Annotated in this window: 27 protein-coding genes and 1 riboswitch; of the genes, 11 read left to right on the top strand and 16 right to left on the bottom strand. The window is 60.3% G+C overall.

The features are described 5' to 3' along the window. The 7 genes from AC2CGI_RS07195 to AC2CGI_RS07165 form a co-directional block, all read right to left on the bottom strand. A partial coding sequence (locus tag AC2CGI_RS07195) for a radical SAM protein (RefSeq protein ID WP_411295805.1) occupies positions 1–375 on the bottom strand: 375 nt, incomplete at its 3' end. Continuing rightward, the gene (gene pqqD, locus AC2CGI_RS07190; RefSeq protein ID WP_004929309.1) at positions 368–646 is read right to left on the bottom strand and encodes a pyrroloquinoline quinone biosynthesis peptide chaperone PqqD; all 279 of its coding nucleotides are present in this window, start codon (positions 644–646) and stop codon (positions 368–370) included. The genes AC2CGI_RS07195 and pqqD, both read right to left, overlap by 8 nt. After that, on the bottom strand, positions 646–1,401 hold the full coding sequence (gene pqqC, locus AC2CGI_RS07185) for a pyrroloquinoline-quinone synthase PqqC (protein ID WP_076741261.1): 756 nt from the start codon (positions 1,399–1,401) through the stop codon (positions 646–648). The genes pqqD and pqqC overlap by 1 nt, the downstream gene beginning before the upstream one ends. 9 nt (positions 1,402–1,410) lie before the next feature. Further along, complete coding sequence (gene pqqB / locus AC2CGI_RS07180; RefSeq protein ID WP_076741260.1) at positions 1,411–2,322, bottom strand: pyrroloquinoline quinone biosynthesis protein PqqB; 912 nt, start codon at positions 2,320–2,322, stop codon at positions 1,411–1,413. A 58-nt stretch (positions 2,323–2,380) separates the two neighbouring features. Continuing rightward, the gene (gene pqqA, locus AC2CGI_RS07175) at positions 2,381–2,458 is read right to left on the bottom strand and encodes a pyrroloquinoline quinone precursor peptide PqqA (protein WP_004937827.1); all 78 of its coding nucleotides are present in this window, start codon (positions 2,456–2,458) and stop codon (positions 2,381–2,383) included. A 117-nt stretch (positions 2,459–2,575) separates the two neighbouring features. Then, the gene (locus tag AC2CGI_RS07170; RefSeq protein WP_015377866.1) at positions 2,576–3,625 is read right to left on the bottom strand and encodes a dipeptidase; all 1,050 of its coding nucleotides are present in this window, start codon (positions 3,623–3,625) and stop codon (positions 2,576–2,578) included. A gap of 81 nt (positions 3,626–3,706) precedes the next feature. Next, entirely contained in the window at positions 3,707–4,369 is a 663-nt protein-coding gene (locus AC2CGI_RS07165; protein ID WP_076741259.1) for an O-methyltransferase, read from the bottom strand. 94 nt (positions 4,370–4,463) lie between these two features. On the opposite strand from AC2CGI_RS07165, the gene AC2CGI_RS07160 reads away from it, so the two are divergent. After that, on the top strand, positions 4,464–5,105 hold the full coding sequence (locus tag AC2CGI_RS07160; protein ID WP_076741258.1) for a TetR/AcrR family transcriptional regulator: 642 nt from the start codon (positions 4,464–4,466) through the stop codon (positions 5,103–5,105). Positions 5,106–5,145: 40 nt separating this feature from the next. Here the strand turns inward: AC2CGI_RS07160 and AC2CGI_RS07155 are convergent, their stop codons facing one another. The 4 genes from AC2CGI_RS07155 to AC2CGI_RS07140 form a co-directional block, all read right to left on the bottom strand. Further along, positions 5,146–6,051, bottom strand: coding sequence for a LysR family transcriptional regulator (locus tag AC2CGI_RS07155; RefSeq protein ID WP_076741257.1), 906 nt, complete (start codon positions 6,049–6,051; stop codon positions 5,146–5,148). A gap of 138 nt (positions 6,052–6,189) precedes the next feature. Continuing rightward, positions 6,190–7,659, bottom strand: a complete 1,470-nt coding sequence (locus AC2CGI_RS07150; RefSeq protein WP_015377868.1) for a pyridoxal phosphate-dependent decarboxylase family protein — start codon at positions 7,657–7,659, stop codon at positions 6,190–6,192. A gap of 18 nt (positions 7,660–7,677) precedes the next feature. Continuing rightward, positions 7,678–9,060 carry a diaminobutyrate--2-oxoglutarate transaminase gene (locus AC2CGI_RS07145; RefSeq protein ID WP_004937838.1) on the bottom strand — a complete coding sequence of 461 codons (1,383 nt, stop codon included), beginning with the start codon at positions 9,058–9,060 and terminating at the stop codon, positions 7,678–7,680. A 505-nt stretch (positions 9,061–9,565) separates the two neighbouring features. After that, complete coding sequence (locus tag AC2CGI_RS07140; RefSeq protein ID WP_015377869.1) at positions 9,566–10,786, bottom strand: NADH:flavin oxidoreductase/NADH oxidase family protein; 1,221 nt, start codon at positions 10,784–10,786, stop codon at positions 9,566–9,568. Positions 10,787–10,858: 72 nt separating this feature from the next. Between AC2CGI_RS07140 and AC2CGI_RS07135 the strand changes: the two genes are divergently transcribed. Further along, on the top strand, positions 10,859–11,266 hold the full coding sequence (locus AC2CGI_RS07135) for a MerR family transcriptional regulator (protein WP_004937845.1): 408 nt from the start codon (positions 10,859–10,861) through the stop codon (positions 11,264–11,266). Here the strand turns inward: AC2CGI_RS07135 and eno are convergent. From eno to AC2CGI_RS07120, 3 genes are read right to left on the bottom strand one after another with little or no spacing between them, the layout of a single operon-like run. Then, a complete protein-coding gene (gene eno / locus AC2CGI_RS07130) occupies positions 11,263–12,546 on the bottom strand; it encodes a phosphopyruvate hydratase (RefSeq protein WP_076741256.1) in 1,284 nt (427 codons plus the stop codon). The two genes, AC2CGI_RS07135 and eno, sit on opposite strands and share 4 nt — an antisense overlap. A gap of 16 nt (positions 12,547–12,562) precedes the next feature. Continuing rightward, positions 12,563–12,991: an adenine nucleotide alpha hydrolase family protein gene (locus AC2CGI_RS07125; RefSeq protein ID WP_004937850.1), complete on the bottom strand. Its 429-nt coding sequence runs from the start codon at positions 12,989–12,991 to the stop codon at positions 12,563–12,565. A gap of 3 nt (positions 12,992–12,994) precedes the next feature. Next, positions 12,995–13,960: a DHHA2 domain-containing protein gene (locus tag AC2CGI_RS07120; protein WP_080497855.1), complete on the bottom strand. Its 966-nt coding sequence runs from the start codon at positions 13,958–13,960 to the stop codon at positions 12,995–12,997. A gap of 40 nt (positions 13,961–14,000) precedes the next feature. Then, positions 14,001–14,076, bottom strand: a riboswitch (Fluoride riboswitch). A 176-nt stretch (positions 14,077–14,252) separates the two neighbouring features. On the opposite strand from AC2CGI_RS07120, the gene AC2CGI_RS07115 reads away from it, so the two are divergent. The 3 genes from AC2CGI_RS07115 to AC2CGI_RS07105 all read left to right on the top strand — a co-directional run bounded on the left by AC2CGI_RS07115 (position 14,253) and on the right by AC2CGI_RS07105 (position 17,514). Beyond that, positions 14,253–16,133 (top strand): diguanylate cyclase domain-containing protein, encoded by a 1,881-nt coding sequence (locus tag AC2CGI_RS07115; protein ID WP_015377872.1) that lies wholly within the window; start codon positions 14,253–14,255, stop codon positions 16,131–16,133. 71 nt (positions 16,134–16,204) lie between these two features. Continuing rightward, positions 16,205–17,053, top strand: a complete 849-nt coding sequence (locus AC2CGI_RS07110) for an AraC family transcriptional regulator (RefSeq protein ID WP_015377873.1) — start codon at positions 16,205–16,207, stop codon at positions 17,051–17,053. A gap of 53 nt (positions 17,054–17,106) precedes the next feature. Continuing rightward, a complete protein-coding gene (locus AC2CGI_RS07105; RefSeq protein WP_049241007.1) occupies positions 17,107–17,514 on the top strand; it encodes a DUF2000 domain-containing protein in 408 nt (135 codons plus the stop codon). Between the two features lie 36 nt (positions 17,515–17,550). Here the strand turns inward: AC2CGI_RS07105 and AC2CGI_RS07100 are convergent, their stop codons facing one another. Further along, positions 17,551–18,420 carry a LysR substrate-binding domain-containing protein gene (locus AC2CGI_RS07100; RefSeq protein WP_049241006.1) on the bottom strand — a complete coding sequence of 290 codons (870 nt, stop codon included), beginning with the start codon at positions 18,418–18,420 and terminating at the stop codon, positions 17,551–17,553. Between the two features lie 180 nt (positions 18,421–18,600). On the opposite strand from AC2CGI_RS07100, the gene AC2CGI_RS07095 reads away from it, so the two are divergent. The 5 genes from AC2CGI_RS07095 to AC2CGI_RS07075 all read left to right on the top strand — a co-directional run bounded on the left by AC2CGI_RS07095 (position 18,601) and on the right by AC2CGI_RS07075 (position 24,192). Beyond that, on the top strand, positions 18,601–19,773 hold the full coding sequence (locus AC2CGI_RS07095) for an MFS transporter (RefSeq protein WP_242517183.1): 1,173 nt from the start codon (positions 18,601–18,603) through the stop codon (positions 19,771–19,773). Between the two features lie 17 nt (positions 19,774–19,790). Further along, on the top strand, positions 19,791–20,843 hold the full coding sequence (locus AC2CGI_RS07090; RefSeq protein ID WP_076741254.1) for an NAD(P)/FAD-dependent oxidoreductase: 1,053 nt from the start codon (positions 19,791–19,793) through the stop codon (positions 20,841–20,843). Positions 20,844–21,104: 261 nt separating this feature from the next. Further along, complete coding sequence (locus tag AC2CGI_RS07085) at positions 21,105–21,422, top strand: cupin domain-containing protein (protein ID WP_015377878.1); 318 nt, start codon at positions 21,105–21,107, stop codon at positions 21,420–21,422. 356 nt (positions 21,423–21,778) lie between these two features. Next, positions 21,779–22,570 carry an AraC family transcriptional regulator gene (locus AC2CGI_RS07080; RefSeq protein ID WP_004937878.1) on the top strand — a complete coding sequence of 264 codons (792 nt, stop codon included), beginning with the start codon at positions 21,779–21,781 and terminating at the stop codon, positions 22,568–22,570. Positions 22,571–22,656: 86 nt separating this feature from the next. Beyond that, the gene (locus AC2CGI_RS07075) at positions 22,657–24,192 is read left to right on the top strand and encodes a phospholipase D family protein (protein ID WP_076741253.1); all 1,536 of its coding nucleotides are present in this window, start codon (positions 22,657–22,659) and stop codon (positions 24,190–24,192) included. Positions 24,193–24,252: 60 nt separating this feature from the next. Here the strand turns inward: AC2CGI_RS07075 and AC2CGI_RS07070 are convergent, their stop codons facing one another. Then, positions 24,253–24,666, bottom strand: coding sequence for an energy transducer TonB (locus tag AC2CGI_RS07070; protein WP_076741252.1), 414 nt, complete (start codon positions 24,664–24,666; stop codon positions 24,253–24,255). A 315-nt stretch (positions 24,667–24,981) separates the two neighbouring features. Here AC2CGI_RS07070 and AC2CGI_RS07065 point away from each other — a divergent pair, with 315 nt between their 5' ends. Then, complete coding sequence (locus AC2CGI_RS07065) at positions 24,982–26,067, top strand: NAD(P)-dependent alcohol dehydrogenase (RefSeq protein ID WP_015377881.1); 1,086 nt, start codon at positions 24,982–24,984, stop codon at positions 26,065–26,067. The last annotated feature ends 21 nt before the right edge of the window (positions 26,068–26,088 follow it).

Genomic DNA, 26,088 nt, shown 5'->3' with positions numbered 1-26,088 from the left:
CGTTTCGTCGCTGGCCTGAAAACTGATCTGAATATGATCCAGCCCGGCGTCGGCGAAGGTTTGCAGTTTCTTCTCGGTCAGGCCGATGCCGGAGGTGATCAGGTTGGTGTAAAACCCGAGATCGCGCGCGGCGGCGATCAGCTCGGGCAGGTCTTTACGCACCAGCGGCTCGCCGCCGGAGAAGCCGAGCTGCACGCTGCCCATCGCCCGCGCCTGGCGAAACACCTCGATCCACTGCGCGGTGGTCAGCTCTTTTTCCTGCGCGGCAAAATCGAGCGGGTTGGAGCAGTACGGACACTGCAGCGGGCAGCGGTAGGTCAGCTCCGCCAGCAGCCAGAGGGGCGGATTCACCGCCGGCGCACGTGGTTCAGTCACGGAAGGTCACCCATTTTTGTTCGTAGGCGCGCTGGAAAAATTCCAGCACGTCGTCCGCCAAGCCTTCGGCGCCGGGGAAGCGGGCGTTCAGCTGCGCGATGATGCCGTTCAGCGTGGTGTGGCCGTCGACCAGTTGCAAGATGGCGGCGGCGCTGTCGTTCAGTTTGGCCATGCCCTCCGGGTAGAGGATCACGTGGCTGTTTTGCACCGGCTCCCATTGCAGGCGGTAGCCGCGGCGGAAGACGGGGGTGTGTTCAGGGTTCAGCGTCATTACACCAGCCTCTGATTGTGCCATACCCGCGCGGTGGTCACGCTGTGGTAAGGCGGGCGGTTCAGGGTATAGGCCATGCTCATGGCGTCCAGCATGCTCCACAGAATGTCCAGCTTGAACTGCAGGATTTCCAGCATGCGCTGCTGTTTTTCAACGGTATCGCAATAGTCCAGCGCCAGCGCCAGGCCGTGCTCCACGTCGCGGTTGGCCTGGCCGAGGCGACTGCGGAAATAGTCGTAACCGGCGGCGTCGATCCACGGGTAGTGTTGCGGCCAGCTGTCGAGGCGCGACTGGTGGATCTGCGGCGCGAACAGTTCGGTCAGCGAGCTGCAGGCGGCTTCCTGCCAGCAGGCGCGGCGCGCGAAGTTGACGTAGGCATCCACCGCAAAGCGCACGCCGGGCAGCACCAGCTGTTCAGAAAGCAGGGCGTCGCGCTGCAGGCCGACGGCCTCGCCGAGGCGCAGCCAGGCCTCGATGCCGCCTTCGCTGCCGCCGTAGCCGTCGTGATCCAGAATGCGCTGCACCCATTTGCGGCGGGTGTCCGGCTGCGGGCAGTTGGCCATGATCGCCGCATCCTTTATCGGAATGCTGGTCTGGTAGTAGAAGCGGTTGGCCACCCAGCCCTGGATCTGCTCACGCGTCGCTTCGCCGTTGTGCATTGCGATGTGATACGGGTGGTGGATGTGGTAATAAGCGCCTTTGGCGCGCAGCGCCGCTTCAAATGCCTGCGGCGTCAGGGGGCGTGGGTGCGTCATGGCGATTCCCTACAGTTCGATGTTCATGCCGTCCCAGCTCACTTCGATGCCGGCGGCGGTCAGGCTCTGCCGTTCCGCGGAGTCTTCATTGAGGATCGGGTTGGTATTGTTAATGTGGATCAGGATCTTGCGTTTGGCGGGCAAGGCGCTGAGCAGGGCCGCCAGCCCGTGCTCTTCCGCCAGCGCCAGGTGCCCCATGTCCTTGCCGGTATTGCGCCCCACGCCGGCGTTGGCCAGCTCGTTGTCGCGCCACAGCGTGCCGTCGATCAGCAGGCAATCCGCCCGGCGCAGCCAGGGCATCAAGTTCTCGTCCGGCTCGCCGAGGCCCGGTGCGTACAGCAGCCCGGCTCCGCGCGCGGTATCTTCGATGAACAGCGCCACGTTGTGGCCCGGCAGCGGACGATCGCGGTACGGCGAATAGGGGGGCGCGTTGCTGAGCAATGGAATGGCGGTGAAGCGCACGTTTGGGCAGACCGCCGTGTGAAAAGGTTCACCGGGCGTTACCGGGTGGTGAATCAACCCGCCGTTCCAGTGGGAGAGCATGGGAAACAGCGGGAAGCCGGTGCTGAGATCGTCATGCACTTCAGGGGTGCACCAGACGTGGTGCGGGCAGCCCTCACGCAAATTGAGCAAGCCCGCGCAGTGATCGATCTGGCTGTCGGTCAGCACGATCGCGCCGATGCCGGTACCGCGCAGCACGTCGGGATTGTTCAATTCGGGCGAGGCCAGCAGCTGATGGCAAATGTCCGGTGAAACGTTGCACAGTACCCAGTTTTTACCGTCGTCGCTGACGGCGATGGAAGACTGCGTGCGGCGCGTGGCGTTGATGCTGTGGCTGCGAACGCCCCGGCAGTTGTCGCAGTTGCAATTCCACTGGGGAAAGCCGCCGCCCGCTGCCGAGCCGAGAACTTTTATCTGCATGTCTGAACCAGAAAAAGAAGGAAAGAAATGCCCGCGCGAAAGGCGGGCAGACGGGCGATTAACGGTTGGAAATGTACAGCGTCACTTCCAGCCCCAGACGCAGGTCAACAAACTCAGGTTTAGTCCAGGTAGTCATAGCGGTGCTCCTTTACATGCATCGTGATAGTTCGAGCCCAATGAGAAATTTTCGCATTAGGCCGGCCCAATGTTGGCGAAATGTGACGAAGATCGCAACCTTTAAAGCGTAACCGGGTTATTCACCCCAGGTGGCGGCGAGCGCGTTCAGCCAGTTGCGCCAGGTCAGCTTCTCCAGCAGCCGGTTATCGAACCCGGCCTGCGCCAGCGCTTGCGTCAGGCGCGGCAGGCCGGCGGCGTCCTCCAACGGTTGCGGTACGTTGACCCCGTCAAAATCAGAGCCAAATCCCACGCGATCTTCACCAAGTTTAGCGATCAAATACTCAACGTGTTTAACAATTTCTGTTAGGTCGGTCGTTGCACTGTCACGTTTACCGTCAGCGCGCAGGAAGGCGGTGCCGAAATTGACGCCGACTATCCCGCCGCTCTGGGAGATGGCCTCCAGCTGTGCGTCGGTCAGGTTGCGCGGCTGCGGGCAGAGGGCGTGGACGTTGGAGTGGGTGGCGACCAGCGGTGCTCGGCTCAGCGCGGCGGTTTGCCAGAAGGTTTTCTCGTTCATGTGCGAGACGTCGATCATGATGCGGCGCTGGTTGCAGGCGCGGATCAGCGCCTCGCCGGCCGGCGTCAGGCCGGGGCCGGTATCGGGGGAGCCGGGGAACGGCCCGCTGACGCCGGTGCCGAAGGCGTTCGGCAGATTCCAGAATGGCCCGATGCTGCGCACGCCCAGCCGGTAGAAGGCCTCCAACTGCGTCAGCTCCGCATCGATCATGCCGGCGCCTTCGATATGCAGCACCGCGGCCATTTGCCGGTTGAGGCGGCACTGTTCTATCTCGGCGGCGGTGCGGCAGATGCGCAGCCGCCCCTGGGAAGCCTGTTCCAGCTGATAAAGGATAGCGATCTGCCGTTCGGCGATCGCCAGCGGATCGAAGGCGGCCTGCGCCTCCTCCGGCGTTTGATTACGCATCTGGGCGATATAGCTGACCGGGGGAATAAATACCGCGAACAGCCCGCCGCAGAATCCGCCGCGCTGCATGCGGGAGAAATCGAGGTGGCCCGGCGTGACGCGGGAATAAAAGGCGGCGACCGGATCGTCGTCATGCTGTAGCCACAGGTTGAGCAGCAGATCGTTATGGCCGTCGAACACCGGCCAGAGAGGGGGAAGCGTCATGGGCATTTCACTGAGTCAGGCATCGTGAATGCTATGTTCTCCCATCGCGCGAGGGGGAACAACCCCCGCGCGATGAGGGATTTAAAGGCGTATCGACAGCTCGACGTCATCCGCGAACGGCGTGGAGAGATAACCCGACGCCGGAGAACGCACGCGCGCCAGATATTCCGGGCTGTAATCGGCGTTGTCGGCGACGATCAGCGCGCCGGGGCGCAGACGATTTTCCAGCAGCACGAGGATATCGGGGTAAAGCCCCTTGGCGCCGTCCAGCAACAGCAGGTCGACAGTGGCCGGCAGATCGTCGCGCAGCGTTTCCAGGGCATCGCCCACGCGGATCTCCACCAGATCGACGACGCCGCCTTCGGTCAGGTTGTGGCGCGCCTGCGCCGCTTTGCTCGGTTCAAATTCGCAGGTGATCAACCGGCCGCCGCCGTTGTCGCGCAGCGCGGCGGCCAGGTGCAGCGTTGAAATACCGAACGACGTGCCGAATTCGACGATGTTTTGCGCCCGACAACCGCGCGCCAGCATGTACAGCAATGCGCCGGTTTCCGGCGACACCGCCAGGGGGAAATCCTTCAGGCGATGGTAGAGTTCACGATAGTCGGTTTTGCTCTGCATCAGTCGATTTTGCTCTTCGTCAGGCACGTCGCGGAACAGGGCGGCGAGCGCCGGTGAACGGCCGGCGGCCTGCTGGAACAGGGTGCTTAGCAGCGGCGCCAACGGCACGGTGGTCAGGATACTCATGGCAAAACTCCCGTAGAAAAAGTGAGCGCGAAAGCGCGTGCCGCTATAATATGACGAACTATTCGCATTTCACTATTCGCATTGGCCGCCCGCTATGACTGAACGCCGCAGTAAGCAAATTTCCTCGAGAAAACAACCGCAACAGGCGCGATCCGCCGAATTGGTCTCCGCCATTTTGACCGCCGCTATTCAGGTTTTGGCGCAGGAGGGCGCCGCGCGTTTCACTACCGCTAGAGTGGCTGAACGCGCCGGCGTCAGTATCGGTTCGCTTTATCAGTATTTTCCCAATAAAGCGGCGATCCTGTTTCGTTTGCAAAGCGACGAATGGCGGCAGACCACCGCCATGCTGAGCGGCATTCTGGCCGATAGAGAGACTGCGCCGTTCGAGCGTTTACGGTTGCTGGTGCAGACATTTATCCGTTCGGAATGTGAAGAGGCGCAGATGCGCGTGGCGCTGAACGATGCGGCGCCGTTGTACCGCGATGCGCCGGAGGCGCAGGTGGCGAAGGCCACAGGCAAGGGTATCGTGCAGGTGTTTATGGGCGAAGCGCTGCCCGATGCGGCGGAAGGTGTCCGTACGTTGGCAGGCGAGCTGATCGTCGGCACGCTTGGGGCGGCGGGCAAGCAATTCTCCGAAACGCCGCGCAGCGATGCGGAAATTGTGGCTTATGCCGACGCGATGGCGGACATGTTTTGCGCCTATCTGGCCGATTTAAACGGGCGAGCGGCGCCGTAAGGGAATGTTTGGTGACGTTGTCACTTGAGGTGCGCGGTGCCTACGCCCGCTGGCGGCAGACGGCCAACACCAACTGCCGCAGCCAGCGGTGATCCGCCTCGGCGTCCAGACGCGGATGCCACATCTGCGAGACGGTGATGGGCGGCGTTCTTACCGGCAGCTCGAAGACGCGCAGCGGGCCATCGGCAGGTTGAGCCTGCAGGAAAGAGGCGGGCAGCAACGCCAACAGGTTCGAGGCTTGCGCCACCGCCAGCGCGGCGGGAAAGCTCGGCACCACGGCGGCGATATGGCGTGCCAGCCCCAGCTCCGCCAGCGCGGCGTCTACCGGCCCGAGGATGCGCCCGCTGCGCGAGGCCACCACGTGGCCGCAGGCGGCGTAGTCGGCGGCGCCGATCTCGCGCTGCTGCGCTAGCGGATGTGCGGTTCTCATCACGCCGACGAAGCGATCGCGGAACAGCGCCTGCAGGCGGATTTCCGGGCCCATGTCACCCAGCACGCCGATCTCCAGATCGACCAGCCCTTCACGCAGGGGGCGGTCGCTTTTCTCCGGCTTGGGCGCAAAGCGCAACCGTACCCGCGGCGCCTGTTCGGCAGCGGCGGCGATCAGCGTCGGGCCGAAGGCCTCGACGAAGCCGTCGTTGGCGCGCAGCGTGAAGGTACGATCCAGCGCGGCGGGATCCAATGCTCCCTGCGCCGGGCGCAACACAGCGCGCGCTTCGAACGTCGCGTGCCGCGCCCGCTCGCACAGCGTTTCGGCATAGGGCGTCAGCACCATATGACGGCCGGCGCGCACCAACAGCGGATCGCCGGTGGCCGCGCGCAGTCGGCTGAGGGTACGGCTCATCGCCGAGGGGCTTAAACCGAGACGGCGCGCCGCGCCGGCAACGCTGCCCGCCGTCAGCAGCGCGTCGAGCGCGATCAACAGGTTGAAATCCGGGTCGGTCATGCGTTTATCCTGTGGCGCTGGAAATAAGGGAAAGCGTTTGCTGCAGTATATCAGCGTAAGCGCTGCGCCACTTGTTCTCTGATGGCAATAAAAAAGCCGATAACAAACGTTATCGGCTTTACAGGCAGGGGGACGACGTTACGCCGGCAGCTGCTGCGCGGTTTTCTCGACCAGCGCCAGCAACAGCTTGATGTCTTCCAGCGTCACGATCGGGTTCAGCAGCGTCATTTTCAGGCAGGTCACGCCATCGAACTCGGTCACGCCGACGTTGGCGCGGCCCGATTCCAGCAAGGCGTCACCAATGCGCTGGTTGAACAGGGCGACCGCCGCGTCGCCTTTCGCCGCCAGCTGCGCCGGACGGTAACGGAACAGCACGCTGGCCAGCTGCGGCTGCATCACCAGTTCCAGTGATTCCTGGTCGGCGATGTAACGCGCCACCTGTTGCGCCAGCGTGACGCCGTGATCGATGATCTCGGCGTATTGCTTCTGCCCCAGCGCTTCCAGCCCCATCCACAGCTTCAACGCATCGAAGCGGCGGGTGGTCTGCAGCGATTTGGAGACCAGGTTCGGCACGCCTTGCGCCTCGTCGAACTCGGAGTTCAGGTAGGCCGCCTGATAGCGCATCAGCTCATAATGGCGCGCGTCTTTCAGCAGGAAGGCGCCGCAGCTGATGGTCTGGAAGAACTGCTTGTGGAAGTCCAGGGTGATAGAGTCCACCAACTCCAGGCCGTCCAGGTAGTCGCGGTACTGCTCGGAGAGCAGCAGCGCGCCGCCCCAGGCCGCATCCACGTGCACCCAAATTTTCTGCTCCGCCGCCAGCCGCGCGATATCGCGCAGCGGGTCGATCGCGCCGGCGTCGGTGGTGCCGGCGGTGGCGACGATCGCCATCACCTGCTCGCCGTTGGCCTTGGCCTGCGCCAGTTTTTCCGCCAGATCGTTCACGTCCATGCGGGCGAAGCGATCGGTTTTCACCAGGGTGACGGACTGGTAGCCGAGGCCCATCAGCGCCATGTTCTTCTGCACCGAGAAGTGGGCGTTTTCAGAACAGAACACTTTCAGCTTGCGCAGATCGCCCACCAGACCGTCCTGCTGCACGGAGTGGCCCTGACGCGCGAAGAACGCATCGCGCGCCAGCATCAGCCCCATCAGGTTGCTCTGGGTGCCGCCGCTGGTGAACACCCCGGCGTCGCCGGGCTGGTAACCGACCTGGGCGCGCAGCCACTCGATCAATTTCATTTCGATCAGCGTGGCCGACGGGCTCTGATCCCAGGAGTCCATGCTCTGGTTGGTGGCGTTGATCAGCACTTCGGCGGCCTGGCTAATCACCAGGCTCGGGCAGTGCAGGTGCGCCACGCATTGCGGGTGGTGCACCGACAGGCTGTCTTTCAAAAAGTACTCGATGGCGCGCTCGATCGCCGCCTGGTTGCCCAGGCCTTGCGGGGTGAAGTCGAGCTGGATGCGCTCGCGCAGTTCGGCAACGCTTTTGCCCTGATACATCTCGGGCTGTTGCAGCCACTGCACGACGGCTTCACTGCTCTGCGCGATCGCCTGGCGGTAAGCCTCGGCGCTGTGCGCCGAGGAAGCCAGAATCGGGTTTAACTTGGACATCGCGGTTATTCGCTCCACTCAGACTGGCTTGACGCCGGCGGCCAACAGCGCCTGCTCAAATTTATCCAGGAAAATACCCAGCTCATCGTTGGTGATCAGCAGCGAAGGCAGCAGACGCAGCACGCAGCCGTTGCGCCCACCGCGCTCCAGGATCAGACCGGATTCGAAGCATTTCTTCTGCAGCAGCGCGGACAGCTCGCCATCGGCCGGGTAGCAGCCCATGTGATCCTGCGCTTCGTTCGGCTTGACGATCTCGATGCCGATCATCAGGCCCAGACCGCGGACGTGACCGATCACCGGATAACGTTTCTGCAGCTCGGCCAGCTTGCCTTTCAGCCACTCACCCTGAGCGGCCACTTTGTCGGCGACCTTATGCTCTTTCAGGTACTGCAGGGTGGTCAGGCCGGTGGCCATCGCCAGCTGGTTGCCGCGGAAGGTGCCGGTGTGGTGGCCCGGTTCCCAGGCGTCGAACTCTTTTTTGATGCCCAGCACCGCGAGCGGCAAGCCGCCGCCGACCGCTTTCGACATCACGATGATGTCCGGCTCGATGCCCGCGTGTTCGAAGGCGAACAGCTTGCCCGTACGGGCGAAACCGGCCTGAACTTCGTCGATGATCAGCAGAATGCCGTGTTCCTGGGTCACTTTGCGGATGCGCTGCAGCCACTCGGCCGGCGCCGGGTTAACCCCGCCTTCGCCCTGAACGGCTTCCAGGATCACCGCAGCCGGTTTACGCACGCCGCTTTCCACGTCGTTGATCAGGTTGTCGAAGTAGTAGGTCAGCGCCTTGACGCCGGCTTCACCGCCGATGCCCAGCGGGCAGCGGTATTCATGCGGATAAGGCATGAACTGCACTTCCGGCATCATGCCGTTGATCGCCGCCTTCGGCGACAGGTTGCCGGTGACCGACAGCGCGCCGTGGGTCATGCCGTGGTAGCCGCCGGAGAAGCTGATCACGCCGGAACGGCCGGTGTGCTTTTTCGCCAGCTTCAGCGCGGCTTCCACCGCATCGGCGCCGGACGGGCCGCAGAACTGCAGGCAATACTCTTTGCCTTCGCCAGGCAACAGAGAGAGCAGGTAATCGGAGAAACGATCTTTCAACGGGGTCGTGAGATCGAGAGTATGTAACGGCAAGCCGCTGGTAATGACATTTTGGATGCTTTGCAGGACGTCGGGGTGATTATGTCCAAGAGCCAACGTTCCCGCCCCGGCCAGGCAATCAAGATATTGATTATTCTCAACATCAGTGATCCAAACGCCCTGGGCTTTCGCAATTGCCAACGGCAATTTGCGCGGATAACTCCTAACATTCGACTCAAATTCGGCTTGACGCGCCAAATAGGTTTCATTGTTTCCGTTTAATGAGTTTGCAACTAAAGTATCAATACGGACTTTATCCGTCATCATATCTCTCCTACAACCGAAGGTCTCAAGACGCAACGATTGAATTAATGAATTAGAAAAGTAACTGCCTTGTGAAAAGCGCGACCAATATATGGCTTTTTCGCCTGGGACTCAATAGCCGATTTTGTTTTGAATTGTTTAGTTTTTTCTTAGGCTCATCAATATGTTGTTGATTTGTTGACCGTTGGTTTTGCCGGCAGAAAACAACATTTCTTTAACATTGCGTAAAAATCCTTTTCTGCTTTCCTTTGGCTGCTTCTTTAATGCATTTATTATTAAGGTGAATTTCCGATTAATAACATAAATAGAAAATAGCGGCTTATTTTCATCTATTCACCACCTTAAGTCCTATCGCGGTTATATACACAAAATTTGTGATGAATATAAGCGGTCGAGCGTTAAAAGCGCAGTATCCAGAGTGGTGATTTCTTGCAGATTTTACGTAGCGCGATCAAAACAGCGGGATTTTTGTGCGGTGCCGGCATGTCTGCCGGCGCCGCGGTCATTAACGTTGCCGTAACCAGGCATGATAGCGCCGCAGAGTGCGGCGGGTGCGCCACCGATCGATGAGCAGCGACCACAGCGGGGAGTAACGCACGTTGCGCGTCCGATTGCGGCTCAGAGCGTGCATGCGGCGCTTGATCAGCGCCATGCGGGCGAGCAGCGTCAGCGTTTTGTCGCGCCATTTTACCGGCGCGGGCAGCGCATGAGGGGCTTCGCCGGTTTGCCAACGGCGCGGCAGATCGGGAATTTCCGCCATGGCGGTGGCGATGCCGACCACCGCGACGCCGCTGTTCAGCACCCGTTGCGCCACCGTCGGGCGGGTGATGCCGCCGGTGGTCATCACCGGCATGCGGGCTACTGCGGCGAGATCGCGGGCAAAGGTCAGGAAATAGGCTTCACGCGCCAGGGTACTGTCGTCTGCCGTTTCGCCCTGCATCGCCGGGCTTTCATAGCTCCCGCCCGATAACTCCACCAGATCGACCGGCAGTTCGTTGAGCATCAGCAACACCTGCCGGGCTTCGTCCGGCGAAAAGCCGCCGCGCTGAAAATCGGCGGAATTGAGCTTTACCGCCACGCAAAAACCTGGCGAGACCCGCTTGCGCACCGCGCGCACCACCTCCAGCAGCAGGCGGGCGCGATTTGCCAGTTCGCCCCCCCAACGATCGCTGCGCTGGTTGGCCAACGGCGACAAAAACTGAGAGATCAGGTAGCCATGCGCCGCGTGGATCTGCACGCCGGTAAACCCGGCCCGTTCGGCGGCGTGCGCGCTGGCGGCAAAGCGGGCGATCACCTCGGCAATCTGCGCTTCGCTCATGGCTTCCGGCTGCGCGAACGCTTTACTGTACTTACCCATGGCCATCGGAATGGCGGAGGGCGCCCAGGCGTTGCCACCCATGTCGGCCATTACCTGGCGGCCCGGGTGGCTGAGCTGCATCCAAACCTGCGCGCCTTCCTGGCGCGCGGCCTTGGCCCAGGTTTCGAACGAGGCGAGCGGCGTATCCTGTTCCAGCACCACGCCGCCGGGTCCGGTCATGGCGCGGCCGTCGATCATCACGTTGCCGGTGATGATAAGACCGGCGCCGCCGATACCCCAGTGGCGATACAAGCGCCATAGCGCGGGGCCGGGCAGTTGGCCTTCATCGGCCAAATTTTCTTCCAACGCGGCTTTGGCCAAACGGTTGGTCAGGCGGCTGCCGTTGGGCAGTGTCAGTGGGGTAAACATCGGGTTTGCGCTCCTGTCGCAGGGGGAATGGCGCTATACTAGGTTTAAAGTTAACTTTAAGGTCAATAGGGCATGAAGATCGGAGAATTGGCGGAACGGGCCGGCGTGGCCGCCTCGGCGATACGCTACTACGAGCAGCAGGGTCTGCTGCCCAAAGCGGTGCGCGGCGTCAACGGTTATCGGGTGTATAGCGAAAGCGCGCTGGAACGGCTGCATCTGATTCAAATTGGCCAGAATCTGGGCTTTTCGCTGCAGGCGATCCAACGCGTGCTGGCGCTGCAGGGCAGCGCTTATGAGGATGGGTTGATACAGGGCGTCGAGACCCGTCTGGCGGAAATCGAGCGGATGTTGGTCACGCTGAATGAGCAGCGAGAAGCATTGCTGGCGACCCGACTTACCTTGCTGGAATCCGGCGTGGCGGGGTTATGCCAGGTCAAAAATGAAAAGTTGGCCGGTGCGTGGCCGGCCTGCACAGATTAGCGGCGTTTAAAGGCGGAGCGCCCGGCATATACCGCCGCGGTGCCCAATTGGTCCTCAATGCGCATCAGCTGATTGTATTTTTCGATGCGCTCACCGCGGCACGGCGCGCCGGTTTTCACATGGCCGGCTCGCATCGCAACCGTCATATCGGCGATAAAGCTGTCGACGGTTTCGCCGCTGCGGTGCGAGATAAAGGCGCCCCAGCCGTTCGCCTGACAAAGCTGCACGGCGGCGAAGGTTTCGCTCAGGGTGCCGATCTGGTTCAGCTTGATCAGCGCGGCATTAGCCAACCGTTCATCAATCCCGCGCTGGATATATTTCACGTTGGTGACGAACAGATCGTCACCGACCAGCTCCACCTGATCGCCCAGGGCGTCGCTCAGAATACGCCAGCCGGCCCAATCGTCCTCGGCCAAGCCATCTTCAATCAGCACAATGGGGAAATCCTGCACCAGCCGCTGGTAATAGGCCGTCATCTGGGTTGCGTCCAACTCGAGGTTCTCGCTGCGCAGGCGGTATTTGCCGTCGGCGTAGAATTCACTCGAGGCCGGATCCATGCAGATAGCGATATCTTCTCCCGGTCGGTAGCCGGCTTTCTCTATCGCCTGCACGATCAGCTCCAGCGGCTGGCGGTTTGAGGCGACCGCCGGCGCGAAACCGCCTTCGTCGCCGACGCCAACCGACAGGCCTTGTTCCAACAGGATTTGGCGCAGCGCCTGATAGACTTCACTGCCCCAGCGCACGGCCTCGCGCAGCGACGGCGCGCCCAGAGGGGCTATCATAAACTCCTGAAAGTCCGCCCCTTGCCAACGGGCGTGCACGCCGCCGTTGATGATATTCATGCAGGGCACCGGCAGCAGGTTGGCGCCGATGCCGCCCAGATAACGATACAGCGGCAACTGCGACAATTGCGCCGCGAGGCGGGCGGCGGCCAGAGAAACGCCGAGCAGGGCGTTGGCCCCCAATCGGCTCTTGTTCTCGCTGCCGTCCAGCGCGATCAGTCGGCGGTCAATCTCCTGTTGTTGGCGCACATCCACCCCGCGCAGCGCCTCATTGATCGCCGTTTTGATGCTGTGCACCGCCTCCAGTACGCCTTTGCCGCCGAAACGGTGCGGATCGCCGTCGCGGTGCTCCACCGCCTCGCGCGACCCGGTGCTGGCGCCGGAGGGGACCGAAGCCCGGGCCACGACGCCCGCCGCGCTCATTTCGACTTCGACGGTCGGGTTGCCGCGCGAATCCAGGATTTCTCTGGCGGTTACGCTTTCAATCTCATAGCTCATGGGTAGTCACCTCATTCTAGGGAGTTGGCACATGCTTTATCAGCACGTCGATGGACAAATGGTTAATGAACTCGAAGCCGAAGGAGGAAAAGACGCCGAACGGACGGTTCTGATGGCCTAACAGCAACAGATCGACGCCTTCGCGGGCAATCAGGGCTTCGACGTCTTTGAAGCGATGGATACTGACAATTGCGCGCACCTCCAGGGGGATTGAGCAGTCTTCCACCAGACGGCTGAGCATGGCCTTGGCGGCGATCACCTCGCTGGACTGGCGATCTTTGGTCAGCGAATCGCTGAGGTAGTCCAGCTCGGCATAGTCGGCGCTGATGTGCGCCACGGTAATGCGCGTATTCATCTGCTGATTGAGGCGTTCGGCATGATGCAACAGCAGCCGGCCGTCGCGTTCATCCTGCACCAGCAGTAAAGCATGTTGGTAGAGCGGCATGACTTATCTCCCTGCGTTAGCGATCTGGCGGGTTAACCACGGTAAAACCTCTTTTTTCCGGCTCGTCATGCCGGGCAGAGACACCTGACGAATGTCGAGCACCCGGTTCGGCGAGAAATACAGGGTGGAGCGACGGCAGGTGATATCGGTGACCAATAGCGCGGCCATCTCCAGCCCGGCTTCCTGCTTCGCATGTTCAAGCGCCTGTTGCAGTGCGGGCAACAGCGGATCGATGTCGCTCATGGTCCGCACTTCTATCTGCGACAGCAGCAGCGAGACGCTATGGATGCGGTAATTCTTGGCGTCGCGGTGCAGCAACTGCGCGGCGGATTGCCCCGAGAGATCGGTTTTGGCGGCGAGCAGCCCGGCGGTGAAGGCGTCATAGTCGACATGAGCAATTGCGCGCAACCGCGAGACCGCCAGCCGATCCTGTTCGGTGGCGGTCGGCGCGCTCAGCGCGACGGTATCGCTCAAAATGGCGCCCAGCAGCAGCGTGGCCTGGGCGGAAGAAAGCGGCATCGGCCTTTCCGCCGCCAGGATCTGCAGGATCACGGTGGCGCAACAGCCGACGGCGCGAACCCAGACATCGGGCGGGTTGCGAGTGACTAACGTGCCCAGCCGGTGATGGTCGATAACGCCGACCACATCGCTGTCGGGCAATGAGGCCGGCCCTTGTTCGACGTCGGTAAAATCGACCAGCCAGACTTTACGGTCACGGAGATCTTCTGTCAGCAGCGCAGGCGCTTGTACGCCGGCGGCGGCCAGTATGTAGCGGGTTTCCGGCGTCAGTTCGCCAAGGCGGAAAGCGACGGCCGGTTTGCCGAGGTGATTGAGCCAGTCCGCGATCACCAGCGCGCTGCAGATGCTGTCGCTGTCGGGATTTTTATGGCCGAAAACGTAAAGCGGCATTTCCCGCGCGTCGGCATCGGGCTGGAGTGGAAAAGGGGTAAAGCGTGAGATTTCATTCATAGCGACTCCTGACATACCTGCCTAAAAAATAAAGCGAAGTTGTATATCAGGCGTCATCATCCGGTTCGAGCGAACGCGGCGGTTGGGAAAGGTGGAACACCATCACCTTGTGAACGACTGTAGCGCAGCGCGGTGACAAACGCAACGCCTGGCAAAGCTGGCGAGAATGCGCAATCGGATTGATACTGAGTGAGTCTATGATGGACAAGGATATTTGCCGCTAATCGACGGAAACGCTGAACGGACTCACGCCGGCTATGCCGGGTCCGTCGGTGACACAATGGGAGACAACATGCTCGAACCCTGCTTCCCCGAAAACGAAGCCGAACGCCTGTCGGTATTGCATTCGCTGAACGTGCTGGATTCAAACTCGGTGGAAAAACTGGATCGCATCACGCGGTTGGCGGCGAAATACTTCGGCGTGACCATCGCGCTGGTGTCGCTGATCGACCGGGATCGCCAATGGTTTTTATCGCGTTACGGTCTGGATGCCCGGGAAACGCCGCGCAATATCTCGTTTTGCGGCCATGCTATCTTGCAACGCGAAGCGCTGGTGGTGCCCGATACCGCCAAAGACCCGCGCTTTTTCGATAATCCGCTGGTGATTGGCGGGCCGCGGATCGGTTTTTACGTCGGGCAGCCACTGCTGTCGCTCGACGGGTTGCCGCTCGGTACCCTGTGCATTATCGACAGCCAGCCGCAGCCGTTTTCCCCGGAACAACTGGCTGACCTGCACGATTTCGCTGCCGTGGTGGAGGAGTATTTGCAGAGCATTGAACGCCACGTCTATACCGAAAACCTGAAGTCCAATCTGCAACGCTCGGAAGCCCTGTTCGAACAGACCTTCGCCCAGGCGGCGGTAGGGATGGCGCTGGTGTCGCTGCAGGGGTATTGGCTGCGGGTCAATCCGCGCATCTGCGAAATGTTGCGCTATTCCGAGCGCGAGCTGATGGATCGCACCTTTCAGGACATTACCTATCCGCTCGATCTCAACACCGATCTGGAAAAACTGCAGCAGCTGCTGAGAAACGAGATCAGCACTTACTCGCTGGAGAAACGTTATTTCCGCGCCGACGGCTCGATCATCTGGGTGCAGCTGACGGTGGCGTTAAACCGGCTGCCTAACGGCAAGCCGGACCATTTCATCTCGGTTATCGTCGATATCAGCGAGCGCAAGGCGGCGGAGGCCGATCTGTTCGCTCTGCAACACGAGCTGGAACAACGCGTCGAAATCCGCACGCGAGAGCTGAACGTGGTCGTCAAGAAACTCAACGAAGAGATTGAAACCCGGGTGCTCGCCGAATGTCAGCTCAGTGCGGAGAAGGAGCGTTTGCGCGCCATTACCGACAACATGCCGGCCTTAATCAGCCAGATCGACGGCAATGAACGCTACCTGTTCGCCAACAGCGCCTACAAAACCTGGTTCGGGCTGGAGGAGTCCAGTCTCAGAGAAATGACGGTGCGCGATTTCATGGGGGAAAGCGTTTATCGGATAGCAAAACCGATGATCGAACGGGCCCTCGCGGGCGAAATGGTGAGTTTCGAGAATGAGCTCCAGACCCAGAAGGGGTTGCTGATGATCCACACCACGCTGGTGCCGTGTGAAGCGCAGGGGTTTTACATTCTGTCGATGGACATTACCGAGTTGAAGCGGCTGCAGCAGCGGCTGGAATATGACGCAACCCACGACATGCTGACCGGATTGACCAATCGCCGCGCGTTTCTGCGCCGGTTGTCGGGCACGCTGCAGGCCTGTTGCCATCAGCGGCAGATGGCGCTGTTGTTTATCGATCTCGACGGGTTCAAAACCCTTAACGACAGCTATGGTCATGACTTCGGCGACGCGATCTTGAAGACATTCGCCACATTGCTCAGCGCCTGCGCCGGCGAGCACCACAGCGTCTCGCGCCTGGCCGGTGACGAGTTCACGGTGATCCTGTGGCCGTTGACGGATCCGCGGCGCGAAGTCAGCGAATTTTGCGAAAACGTGTTGGCGCAACTGGCCAAAATTACGCAGATCGGGCCGCAGAAGGTACGGCTTTCCGCCAGCATCGGCGCGGCCATTTCCCCATGCGGCGATGTGACGGAGGAGATGCTGCTGACCCGCGCCGACGGCGCAATGTATCAGGCGAAATCGGCCGGAAAGGGCACTTATGCCATCTGCGAGCTGTGAGCGTGCAACGGTGGCGGTCTCAGGGTAAGCTGTTTTTTCTTTTCCTGTGAGCAGAACTCCGGATTTATTGCATGGCGTCAAATCATCAACATACCGACTGGCTCGAACTGCGGCGCGATGACGAAACCGGTATTGAGAGCGTCAACGCCCACTTTCAGGGGCATGCCTACGATCCTCACGATCATGATGAAATGCTGGTGGGCGTCACGCAGCAGGGCTTGCAGCGTTTCAATTGTCACCGCTCGCTGCATACCAGCCGGCCGGGGCGCGCCATGCTGATCGAGCCGGGCGCGGTGCACGATGGCCATGCGCCGCAGGCCGAAGGGTTTACCTATGCGATGCTTTATCTGCCGCAGCGCTGGGTCTCCGACGCGATGCAGCGCCGCGGATTGGGGGACGCCTCAGTGCTGGAAGGCGCCTTTCACAGCACGTTGACCGACGATCCGATGCTGGCGACCGCGATACAACAGGCTTTTTTTGCGTTGCATCAGAGGGAAGGCCGGCTGGCGCGCGATCAAAGCCTGGACCAACTGCTGACGCTTTTGGCGCGGCATATACGCGTCAGGCCAACGTCCCAAAGCGATGACGCTTTGATTGAGATGAATCGTTTACGGGACTACTTGCACGAGCACATGGCGGATAATCCCAGTCTGGAGGAACTTGCGCTTCAGTGCGGCCTGGATCGTTTCCGTCTGACTCGCCAATTCACCCGCGCTTTCGGCCAGTCGCCGCATGCTTACCTGATCCGGCTGAGGCTGCGTGCCGCGCGACTGTTACTGGCGCAGGGGGAAGAGCCGGCGCAGGTCGCCATGCAGGTCGGCTTTGCCGACCAGAGTCATTTGGGCCGCTGGTTCCGGCGCGCCTACCGTTTATCGCCGGCGGCCTATCAACGCCAGTGCACAAACGTTCTATACCGCTGACTCGCTCATCGCCGATGATGTGCTTTTAACAGCACAACGGAGTAAAGCGAAACATGTTTGATACCAAGATAGCGTTTATCGTGCGTGACGATCTGCAAACCTGGCAGCGGCTGAACGTGGTGGCCTTTCTGGCGACGGGCATCGCCGCTGCGGCCCCGGAGATCATCGGCGAATGTTACGTGGATGCGGAAGGCAGACGCTACGGCGGCATTTCCGGGCAGCCGATGCTGATTTTCGCCGCGGATCTGCCGGGCCTGCAAAATGCGCATCGTAAAGGGCTGGAACGGGAATTGACGCTGATCCCCTATGTGCACGCCATGTTCTCGACCGGGCACGATGAAGCCAACCGGCAGGTTTTTCTCGCTGAAAACGCGGACAACTTGGACTTGGTCGGCCTGGCGCTGCGCGGGCCGAAGAAAGCGGTGGATAAGGCGATAAAAGGGCTGACGCTCCACGCCTGAGAATACCGTTAACGCGGTGCGCTTCCAATACGGCGCTTAGGCCTGGAACGTCTGCAGCCAGGCGGCGAATTTTCTCACGATCTCATCGTCCCGATCGCGCAGCAGCAGGGAGTAAACGCCGGTTCGGATAGTCAACGCCGGGAAAGGCGACACCAGCCGACCGGACGACAGATGTTTGGCGCAGAACAGGTAAGGTACGACGGCCAGCCCCAGGCCGTCTTCGGCCGCCTGAATGGCGGCGAAGGTATGGTCGAGCGTGAGCGGCGGCGGTGAGGCGTCCAGCGCCGTCGGGTAGGTATTCAGCCAGCTGTGCCATAAATCTTCCCGGGCGCGAATGCGGATGGCGGTATGCTCGCCAAGCTTGTCCGGCGCACTGACCGGCATGGCGCGCAAATAGCTCTGGCTGCAGACCAGCAAGCTGTCTTCCTGCAGGAAAGGGATCGCCTTCAGCCCGGAGAAGTGCGCGGGATCGCGCCGGATCGCCACGTCAAACGGCGTATTGCGATCGACGGCGCCGGTGCTGGTGGTGATATCAACCGCGATCCCCGGATGTATCTCATTGAATGCCGCCAGCTTTGGCATCAGCCAGTGCATGGTAAACGTCGGCAGGCTGTGCACTACCAGCCGCTGCCGGCCGGCGCTCGCTTTCAGCGCGCTTTCCGCCGCAAACAATTCGCTTATCACCCGAGACGCGGTGCGCGAAAAATTCTCACCGGCCGGCGTCAGCCGCACGGACTTGTGTGCGCGATAAAACAGCGTGATCCCCAGCTGTGCTTCCAGGCTGCGAATATGGCGGCTGACCGCGCCGGTGGTGAGAAACAGCTCATCCGCAGCGGCGCTGAAGCTGCCAAGACGGGCGGCGGCTTCGAAAGCGGGCAGGTGCGGCAGGGAATAAAGTCGCTTCATAGGTTGAGTTTAGCTCAACCAAATGAGGGAGAAAAGATCGTTTGTCGGCCATTGATTTTGCTCATTATTATGGCGCATTCTCCCTTGTCTGTGAGTGTGTCATGCTGACGTTTTCCCCGCCTGTCGCCCGTGTTAGTCGAGTCATCCTCACCCATCGATGGACAGTGAGGCGGCGCTGAGATGCGAGCTTTCTTTCTGCTTTGCGTAAGCCGGGCAGGCCTCTGCCTGGGCACCATGATGTTCGCTGGCGCGCTGCCGACCATCAGGAGCGAGTGGCAGCTCGACGCCGCTTCGGCCGGCACGGTGCAGACGGTGTTCAGCCTGACCAACGCCCTGGCGCTGCTGGTGGCCTCCTGGTGGTGTGATTCGTTGGGCGCCCGCCGGGTTTATCTGCTGTTCTCGTGGCTGGGCGCCGCTGCGTTGATGCTGTTCGCCGTATTTGCCCATTCTTATCTCGGCGCGTTGGTGTTGATGGCCTTCGTCGGTTTGACGCAGGGCGGGGCTTATACGCCGGCGCTGCTGTTGGCGATGGGGATGAACGGCCCGGCGCGGCGCGGTTATGCCATCGGCATGGTGCTGGCGGCCAGTTCGCTGGGGTATTTTCTGTCGGTTTTCATCGCCGGTTGGAGCGCCACGCGCTGGGGCGCCGGCGTGGCGTTTTCGCTGTGTGCCGCCGGTGCGTTACTGGGAGCGCTGGCGGGATCGTTGGCCCTGGTCGGTTATCGGGAACCGCAACCGCGCACGCTGGGGAGGAAGACGAAACGTGAAAGCTATGCTATCACCTACGCGACCCTGCTGTTGCTGATCGGGTATATCGCCCACAGCTGGGAGCTGCTCGGCAACTGGGCCTGGGCGCCCAGCCTGGTCAGCGAGGCGTTGAGCGGCTTCTCTCTGGATCCGCTCAGCGCCGGATTGATCGTCGCGGCGGTGATCCACCTGGCCGGCATGGTGGCTACATTGATTGTCGGCACCGTTTCGGACTATTTCAATCGCGCGTCGGTGCTGATGTTTATGGGCGCCGCCGGCGCATTGGGTTCGCTGTTGATGGGGTGGTCGGCGAACTGGGGGCCGGGCTGGACGCTGCTGCTCGTCAGCATCGGCAGTTTCTTCATCCTCGGCGACTCCGGCGTGCTGTCGGCTGCGATGGCGGACAACGTGCCGCCGCAACAGCTGGGCAGCGTGATGGGCTGGCGATCGTTGCTGGGGTTCGGTATTGGTTCGTTCGCCCCGTTATCCTTTGGCGTGGTGATGGATACCACCCACAGTTGGGGCGCGTCTTACGCCGTGCTGGCCTGCGGCGGCGGGCTAGCCTGTCTGGCGGCATGGCTGCTTTGGCGACAACATTTGAAATGAGGCACGGGCATCATTAAATGAATGGAACATCATCACGCATTGTTATCGTGGGCGCCGGGATTGTCGGGGCATCGATCGCCTATCATCTTGCGCGTCAGGGGCAGCGCGTTATCGTCGTTGAGCAGGCGTATCCTGCGGCGGGGGCCACAGGCAGCTCGTTCGGCTGGATCAGCGAAGGCGTGCCAGAGGGCGCTCCCGATGCGTTTCTGCGACGCGAGATCGTGGCTGACTGGATGCGCCTGACGCAGGAGATCCCGGAATTGTGGGTGAATTGGTCCGGCGCGCTCAGCTATGGTCAGGCACCGGCTACGCAAAACCCCGACAATCGGCGTCTGTCCTTAGTCGAGGTGATGGCGCTGGAGCCGGCGCTCGGGCGGCCCGATAGCCAGGCCTATTTTGCAGCGCGCGATGGCGCGGTCGATCCGCAAGAGGTGACACAGCGGCTGCTCGAACGAGTAGGCGCGTTGGGCGGCGAGTTGCTTCTGGGACGTGCGGTCAGCGGATTTCTGCGCGACGCCGGTGGGCAGATAACCGGCATCGTTACCGATGAGGGCGCGATAGCCGCCGAACGGGTCGTGCTCGCCTGCGGCACGGGGATCTCGGCGCTGCTGGACGGCAGCGAATTCTCGTTGCCGATCGAGGCGTCGCCGGCAATTTTGTTGCGCTATCACGCGGCGGCGCAGGCGGTGAACACGCTGATTGCGGGCGACGACATCGAAGTGCGTCATGCACAAAATGGCGATCTGCTCGCGGCGGAGGATTATCCCGCTGGCGGCGATGTCAAACACGTGGAAGAGGACGCGCGATCGGCGATTCAAAACCGCCTGCACGGCTCGGCGCCATTGCAGCTGCAGACGTGTTCGGTGGGGCTGCGCCCCAGGCCGCGCGACGGTTATCCCATCCTCGGGCCGCTGGGCGCCACCTGTCTCTATGTGGCGGTGATGCATCCGGCCGTGATGTGCGCTCCGACGCTGGGTCGGCTGGTCAGCGACGAGCTGCTGCACGGCGTTAATCCCGCCATTCCTCGCGGCTACCGCCCGGCGCGATTCACTGATCGGGCTGCTGGATAATCTTTCCGGCTACGGATTCACACCGTAATGCGCTCAACGTTGCAGCGGTTTTTTGCGCCGTCGGCGAGGCTCTTATATATTTATTAGCATGCCTGAGGCAGGTTAGGCATGAAACGGCGGTCGATCGGGCCGCTGCAAGTACGACAGTTAATCCGTTCGCCAAGAGGCTGCGAGCCTGTGCTTTCGGTAGGGACAGCCGCCAATCGTTTCTACGGCGACCGAAGGCGGAGCAGCTACTCACCGGTCACGAGGACACTTACCATGCATAAGAGAACACTGGCGTCACTGCATTACGAAAACATGCCTTACGATGGGGTACACTTTCACATTTTGAAACGGGAGACGCCTGGCCATACGGCGTTGCTGAAGCTGGATGCGGGCAGCCGGCAACCGGCGCGTTTTCATCCGGGCTGGGTGAAACTGATGGTGCTGAGCGGTGAACTGAAGGTTGACGATCAGACGTTGCAACCCCATGAGATGTTGATCATTCCTGCCAATACCGCTTATACGGTACAGGCCATCACGGAAGTGATTTGTCTGGCGATTTCCGAGCTGGACGGCGCCGAGTTGGCCCGTTGATGAGATAACAACGTTGGATGGAGGAGAGCCTAGGCGCTCTCCCTATCCCTTCAGCAGTAAGCCGTCCCCCAGGCCGAGCTACCTGCTGATTGATGCGTACACCTCCTGATTATGCCACCGCGCTTTCCCTCTCCATCACTTTCGGCCGCGTCGCCCCCGCAACGAGCCGCCATCGCGCAGCGCATGCGCAACGTCATCGCCTCCGTTTTACGCAGAACGATGAAATTTTGGTGTAAATAGTGAGTTTCTTCGCATAAGGCCCCTGGTGTGGCTTGCGAGAACGTCACTATATGGAGGATCATGCGCTCCCTCTATCAAATAAAAGACATTCGCGTTATCAAAAGGGACAAACGATCATGGGATTCGAAGTCGACAACGCCGAAACGAAACGCATTGACCTCAGCAGCCACGAAAATTCCTCGTTCGAGGTGACGGGGCTGGTGAAACACTATCCGGCGGGCTTCGTCATTCCTTACCACTCGCATAAACGCTGTCATTTGCTCTATTCGCAACAGGGCGTTATGGCGGTCGAGGCGAGCAGCGGTCGCTGGATCGTGCCGCCCACCACCGCGGTTTGGTTGCGGCCGGGGGTAGAACATCAGATCGTCATGCAGAGCAACATCTGCGTTTACGGGATTTTGGTCGATGAAATCACCGCCGCGCGTTTGCCGCTGCGCGACGGCGTATTACAGGTTTCACCGCTGTTGCGAGAACTGATCGCCCAGTTGGCGACGCTGGCGCCTGAAGGGGCGGAGACCAAACGCAATGCGCTGCTCAGAGCGTTGTTCCTGGAGGAGCTGAGCCTGCAGCCGCAGCTGGCGCTGCATCTGCCTTGGCCGGTAGAGGCGAGAATGGCCGAAATTTGCCGGCAGTTGGTCATCACGCCGGCCGACGAACGCGGTATTGAGGCCTGGGCCGATTCACTGTCGATCAGCGTAAAGACCTTTCAACGCCATTTCAGCCAACAAACCGGCATCACCTTCGGCCAGTGGAAACAACGCCTGCGGCTGCTGTCGTCCATTCCGCTGCTGCTGGCCGGCAACTCGATCATCCACGCCGCCTTCGAAAGCGGTTACGAGAGTCACAGCGCCTATTCGGTGGCGTTCAAAAAACTGTTTGGCGTTTCGCCTTCGCGCTTTACGCTATAGCCTTATGGCATAGCGCGCTTCTCCTATAGATTGAAGCAACCTAATGACGTATAAAGCAAAGCAGTCAACTTCCGAGGCCGCGTCCCGTGATAAAAATTGTCGTGTATCTGATTCTCGCCGTGACGGTCGCCATTATTGCGGCAAGAGTCCTCTTTCGTTTGCCGGATATTTCGCAGCGTCTGCCGCAGGCGGCGTTGCCGGCGGATCCTGCCGCGCTATTGCCGGCGCGAGCCGCCGAACTGATGGCGGCGCATCCCGGCCTGAGCGGCGTGGTGCCGCTGGTCAGCGGCCACGATGCATTCGCCAGCCGCCTGGCGCTGGCGCGAATGGCGGAAAGGTCGATCGACGCCCAGTATTACATCTGGCATAACGATACCTCCGGGCAGATCCTGCTGAAAACCCTGTATGACGCCGCCCAGCGCGGCGTGCGCGTGCGGCTGCTCTTGGACGATAACGGCGTCGCCATGGACGAGACCCTGGCGGCGCTGAACGCCCAGGAAAACGTCGAGATCCGTCTGTTCAACCCATCAACCGTGCGCACGCCGAAGTTGGCCGGCTACGCCTTTGACTTTATGCGCATGAACCGGCGAATGCATAACAAGTCTTATATCGTCGATGGCGCTGTGGCGATCATCGGTGGCCGCAACATCGGCGACGAGTATTTCCAGGTCGGCGACGAAAACTATTTCCTCGATCTCGACGTGTTGAGCGTCGGTAACGTGGTGGCGGAAACCGCCGAGGTCTTCGATCGCTACTGGAACAGCGCTTCGGTGTTTGGCGTTGAGCAAATTATCCGAGGCAAAGGCAATCTTTCTGCTTTCCTGACGCAGGCCACCGCGACCGAAAGCAGTGACCGGGCCCGCAAACTGGCGGTGCAGCTGGAAACCAGTGCGGTGCGCTTTCGCGATGGTGCCGTGCAGCCGGAATTCACCCAGGTCGAGCTGGTGGCCGACGATCCGGCGAAGGGATTGGGCAAAGCGTCGCGCGATCGTTTGATGGTGACGCAGCTCAGCAAGATCATCGGCGGCGTCAACCAGCAGTTGGAGCTGGTCTCCGCCTATTTCGTGCCGGGCCGGGAAGGGGCGAGCTTTTTTGAATCGCTTGCCAAACAGGGGAAATCCATCCGTGTGCTGACCAACGCGATGAACACCACCGACGTGCTGGTGGTCCATGCCGGCTACGCCAAATACCGACGTGAGCTGCTGCTGGCGGGCGTCGAGCTGTTCGAGCTGAAATTGCGCGCCGGCCAACCGACGGGGCGCAAGGAGCTCAAACCGCTGGGGCTGTCCGGCGCGGCGCTGCACGCGAAAACCTTCGCCATCGACGATAAGCGGGTGTTTATCGGTTCGTTCAATTTCGATCCGCGCTCGGCGCACCTGAACTGCGAAATGGGCTTTTTGATCGACAGCCCGACGCTGGCGGCCGACACCCGCCAACTGTTTGATGGCCCGCTCGAGTACGCTGCCTATCGGCCGACATTGACGCCCAAGGGTAAAATGGTGTGGAACGAAGCCTTCGAAGACGGCCACACCGAGGTGCACCAGCAAGAACCCGGCGCCGGCTGGGTAAAACGCATCGTTCTCACCGTGGCCGGCTGGCTGCCGATCGAGTGGATGTTGTAATGGCGGCGAATGCCGCCGACACCCGTTAAGTCAACCGTTGCAAGGGAACCAATCCTGCGCTTATCGGTTGGCTTCAGCATCACCAGAGAGTTTAAAAGTAAACAACGCTGTTTCATTAACGCTGCCTGGTATCCAGCAGCTGCGTACGATAGCGCTTTTGGTGTCGCGATAGAACTCCGGGGTGCCCGTTAGTACGATATTTCTGGCTTTACCCTTATCATCAACATCAAACGTTGCGCTCACTTCGCCTTCACGTTTTTCAGCCTTCGCAGAGGCGGAATAGTATGGCCGCTCATAAAAGACTTGGCCGTCGCATCCCAGATTAGGTGGTTGCTTTGCCGCTGGAACATTGCTGCCTGCACGCCAGGCATAGACACAATCGTTCACCGCACCGGCTTTTTCACAGCCATCAGGTTGCAATGGCGCGCAGCCGGCAAGTGCCAGGCTCAGCGGGATGAGGATGAATCGTGACATGGCGTTTCCTGCATGTTCTATCAATCAGATAACGCATATTTTCGCTTAGCGCAGGGTATTTAGAAAGAGAAATTATGCGGCTTTCGCTAGGGTGTTAACCATTCTTTTCTTAAGCGATGCTCTACTCGAAAATATGAAGGTAAATAGTTTGTCGGGGTGGGGTTAATTCTTCGGTTAATTATATTTATTATTTTACTTCGCTATTGGAACTATTGATGAAAGTGATTACTTCACAAGAAATTAAAATAGAAAAAATAACCGTTTTGATTATTCTTTCTTGTAATTACCTCGACAGAAACCAAAGGATCTTCCACCATGCGCATGATGAAAGCCGCCGCCTTTATCGACAGGGGGAGAATAGAACTCATTGAAAAGCCGATTCCTTCTCCTGGCCCCAACGATGCTTTGCTCAAAATAACCACGACGACAATCTGCGGTACCGATATTCATATTCTTAAGGGCGAATATGCCGTGCCTCACGGATTGACCGTGGGTCATGAGCCGGTTGGGATTATAGAAAAGCTCGGGAGCAATGTTAAAGGCTTTAATGAAGGGCAGCGGGCGTTGGCCGGCGCCATTTGCCCCTCTTTTACATCCTATGCCTGCCAGGATGGATTTCCTGCCCAAGACGGAGCCTATTTGCCGGAATGCCGTTGCCACGGATATAAAGCCACGGCGGGTTGGCGCTTCGGCAATGTTATCGATGGTACCCAGGCTGAATATGTACTGGTGCCTGATGCTGAAGCCAATCTGGCGCTCATACCGGACGGTCTGACGGATGAACAGGTGCTGATGTGCCCGGATGTGATGTCTACCGGTTTTAAAGGCGCGGAAAATGCCAACATTAAAATTGGTGACACGGTGGCCATCTTCGCCCAGGGGCCGATTGGTTTATGCGCCACTGCGGGCGCTCGTCTGCAGGGCGCCAGCCTGATTATTGCCATCAGCAGCTCTCCCGAAAAGCTGATGATGGCGGGAAAGATGGGGGCAAACGTCTTGCTGAATTACAAGGAAACCGATGTGATTGATGAAATATTCAAGATTACGGCGGGGCGTGGTGTGGACGCCAGCATCGAGTGTTTGGGGACGCAAGCCACCTTCAATCAAGCGCTGCGGGTGTTAAAACCCGGCGGCACCTTATCCAGCCTTGGCGTTTATAGCGAAGACCTCCATCTGCCGGTGAGTGCACTTGCCTATGGGTTGGGCGATCATACTATTCGCACGGCATTGTGCCCGGGCGGCAAGGAGCGGATGCGCAGAATGATGAACGTCATCCAGCATGGCGGTTTGGATCTCCGGCCGTTCGTGACGCATCGCTTTCGGCTGGAGAATATCGCAGAGGCCTACGCGTTGTTCGCGGAGAAACGCGATGGCGTGATTAAGTTGGCCATCACGCCATAAAGCCCATCGATACGGTTAGCG

The organism is Serratia sp. LSHTC3, assembly GCF_057197125.1.
This window is presented reverse-complemented; position numbering and strand designations above follow the sequence as displayed.

Bases quoted from the DNA above. Each gene is read 5' to 3' on its own strand.
- AC2CGI_RS07110 (WP_015377873.1), top strand. From the start codon at position 16,205: ATGGCGTCAAATCATCAACATACCGACTGGCTCGAACTGCGGCGCGAT.
- eno (WP_076741256.1), bottom strand. From the start codon at position 12,546: ATGAGCTATGAGATTGAAAGCGTAACCGCCAGAGAAATCCTGGATTCG.
- AC2CGI_RS07085 (WP_015377878.1), top strand. From the start codon at position 21,105: ATGCATAAGAGAACACTGGCGTCACTGCATTACGAAAACATGCCTTAC.
- AC2CGI_RS07065 (WP_015377881.1), top strand. From the start codon at position 24,982: ATGCGCATGATGAAAGCCGCCGCCTTTATCGACAGGGGGAGAATAGAA.
- AC2CGI_RS07115 (WP_015377872.1), top strand. From the start codon at position 14,253: ATGCTCGAACCCTGCTTCCCCGAAAACGAAGCCGAACGCCTGTCGGTA.
- pqqC (WP_076741261.1), bottom strand. From the start codon at position 1,401: ATGACGCACCCACGCCCCCTGACGCCGCAGGCATTTGAAGCGGCGCTG.
- AC2CGI_RS07080 (WP_004937878.1), top strand. From the start codon at position 21,779: ATGGGATTCGAAGTCGACAACGCCGAAACGAAACGCATTGACCTCAGC.
- AC2CGI_RS07090 (WP_076741254.1), top strand. From the start codon at position 19,791: ATGAATGGAACATCATCACGCATTGTTATCGTGGGCGCCGGGATTGTC.
- AC2CGI_RS07120 (WP_080497855.1), bottom strand. From the start codon at position 13,960: ATGAATGAAATCTCACGCTTTACCCCTTTTCCACTCCAGCCCGATGCC.
- pqqD (WP_004929309.1), bottom strand. From the start codon at position 646: ATGACGCTGAACCCTGAACACACCCCCGTCTTCCGCCGCGGCTACCGC.
- AC2CGI_RS07150 (WP_015377868.1), bottom strand. From the start codon at position 7,659: ATGTCCAAGTTAAACCCGATTCTGGCTTCCTCGGCGCACAGCGCCGAG.
- AC2CGI_RS07170 (WP_015377866.1), bottom strand. From the start codon at position 3,625: ATGACGCTTCCCCCTCTCTGGCCGGTGTTCGACGGCCATAACGATCTG.
- AC2CGI_RS07105 (WP_049241007.1), top strand. From the start codon at position 17,107: ATGTTTGATACCAAGATAGCGTTTATCGTGCGTGACGATCTGCAAACC.
- AC2CGI_RS07125 (WP_004937850.1), bottom strand. From the start codon at position 12,991: ATGCCGCTCTACCAACATGCTTTACTGCTGGTGCAGGATGAACGCGAC.
- AC2CGI_RS07160 (WP_076741258.1), top strand. From the start codon at position 4,464: ATGACTGAACGCCGCAGTAAGCAAATTTCCTCGAGAAAACAACCGCAA.
- AC2CGI_RS07140 (WP_015377869.1), bottom strand. From the start codon at position 10,786: ATGTTTACCCCACTGACACTGCCCAACGGCAGCCGCCTGACCAACCGT.
- AC2CGI_RS07100 (WP_049241006.1), bottom strand. From the start codon at position 18,420: ATGAAGCGACTTTATTCCCTGCCGCACCTGCCCGCTTTCGAAGCCGCC.
- AC2CGI_RS07095 (WP_242517183.1), top strand. From the start codon at position 18,601: ATGCGAGCTTTCTTTCTGCTTTGCGTAAGCCGGGCAGGCCTCTGCCTG.
- pqqB (WP_076741260.1), bottom strand. From the start codon at position 2,322: ATGCAGATAAAAGTTCTCGGCTCGGCAGCGGGCGGCGGCTTTCCCCAG.
- pqqA (WP_004937827.1), bottom strand. From the start codon at position 2,458: ATGACTACCTGGACTAAACCTGAGTTTGTTGACCTGCGTCTGGGGCTG.
- AC2CGI_RS07145 (WP_004937838.1), bottom strand. From the start codon at position 9,060: ATGACGGATAAAGTCCGTATTGATACTTTAGTTGCAAACTCATTAAAC.
- AC2CGI_RS07165 (WP_076741259.1), bottom strand. From the start codon at position 4,369: ATGAGTATCCTGACCACCGTGCCGTTGGCGCCGCTGCTAAGCACCCTG.
- AC2CGI_RS07070 (WP_076741252.1), bottom strand. From the start codon at position 24,666: ATGTCACGATTCATCCTCATCCCGCTGAGCCTGGCACTTGCCGGCTGC.
- AC2CGI_RS07135 (WP_004937845.1), top strand. From the start codon at position 10,859: ATGAAGATCGGAGAATTGGCGGAACGGGCCGGCGTGGCCGCCTCGGCG.
- AC2CGI_RS07155 (WP_076741257.1), bottom strand. From the start codon at position 6,051: ATGACCGACCCGGATTTCAACCTGTTGATCGCGCTCGACGCGCTGCTG.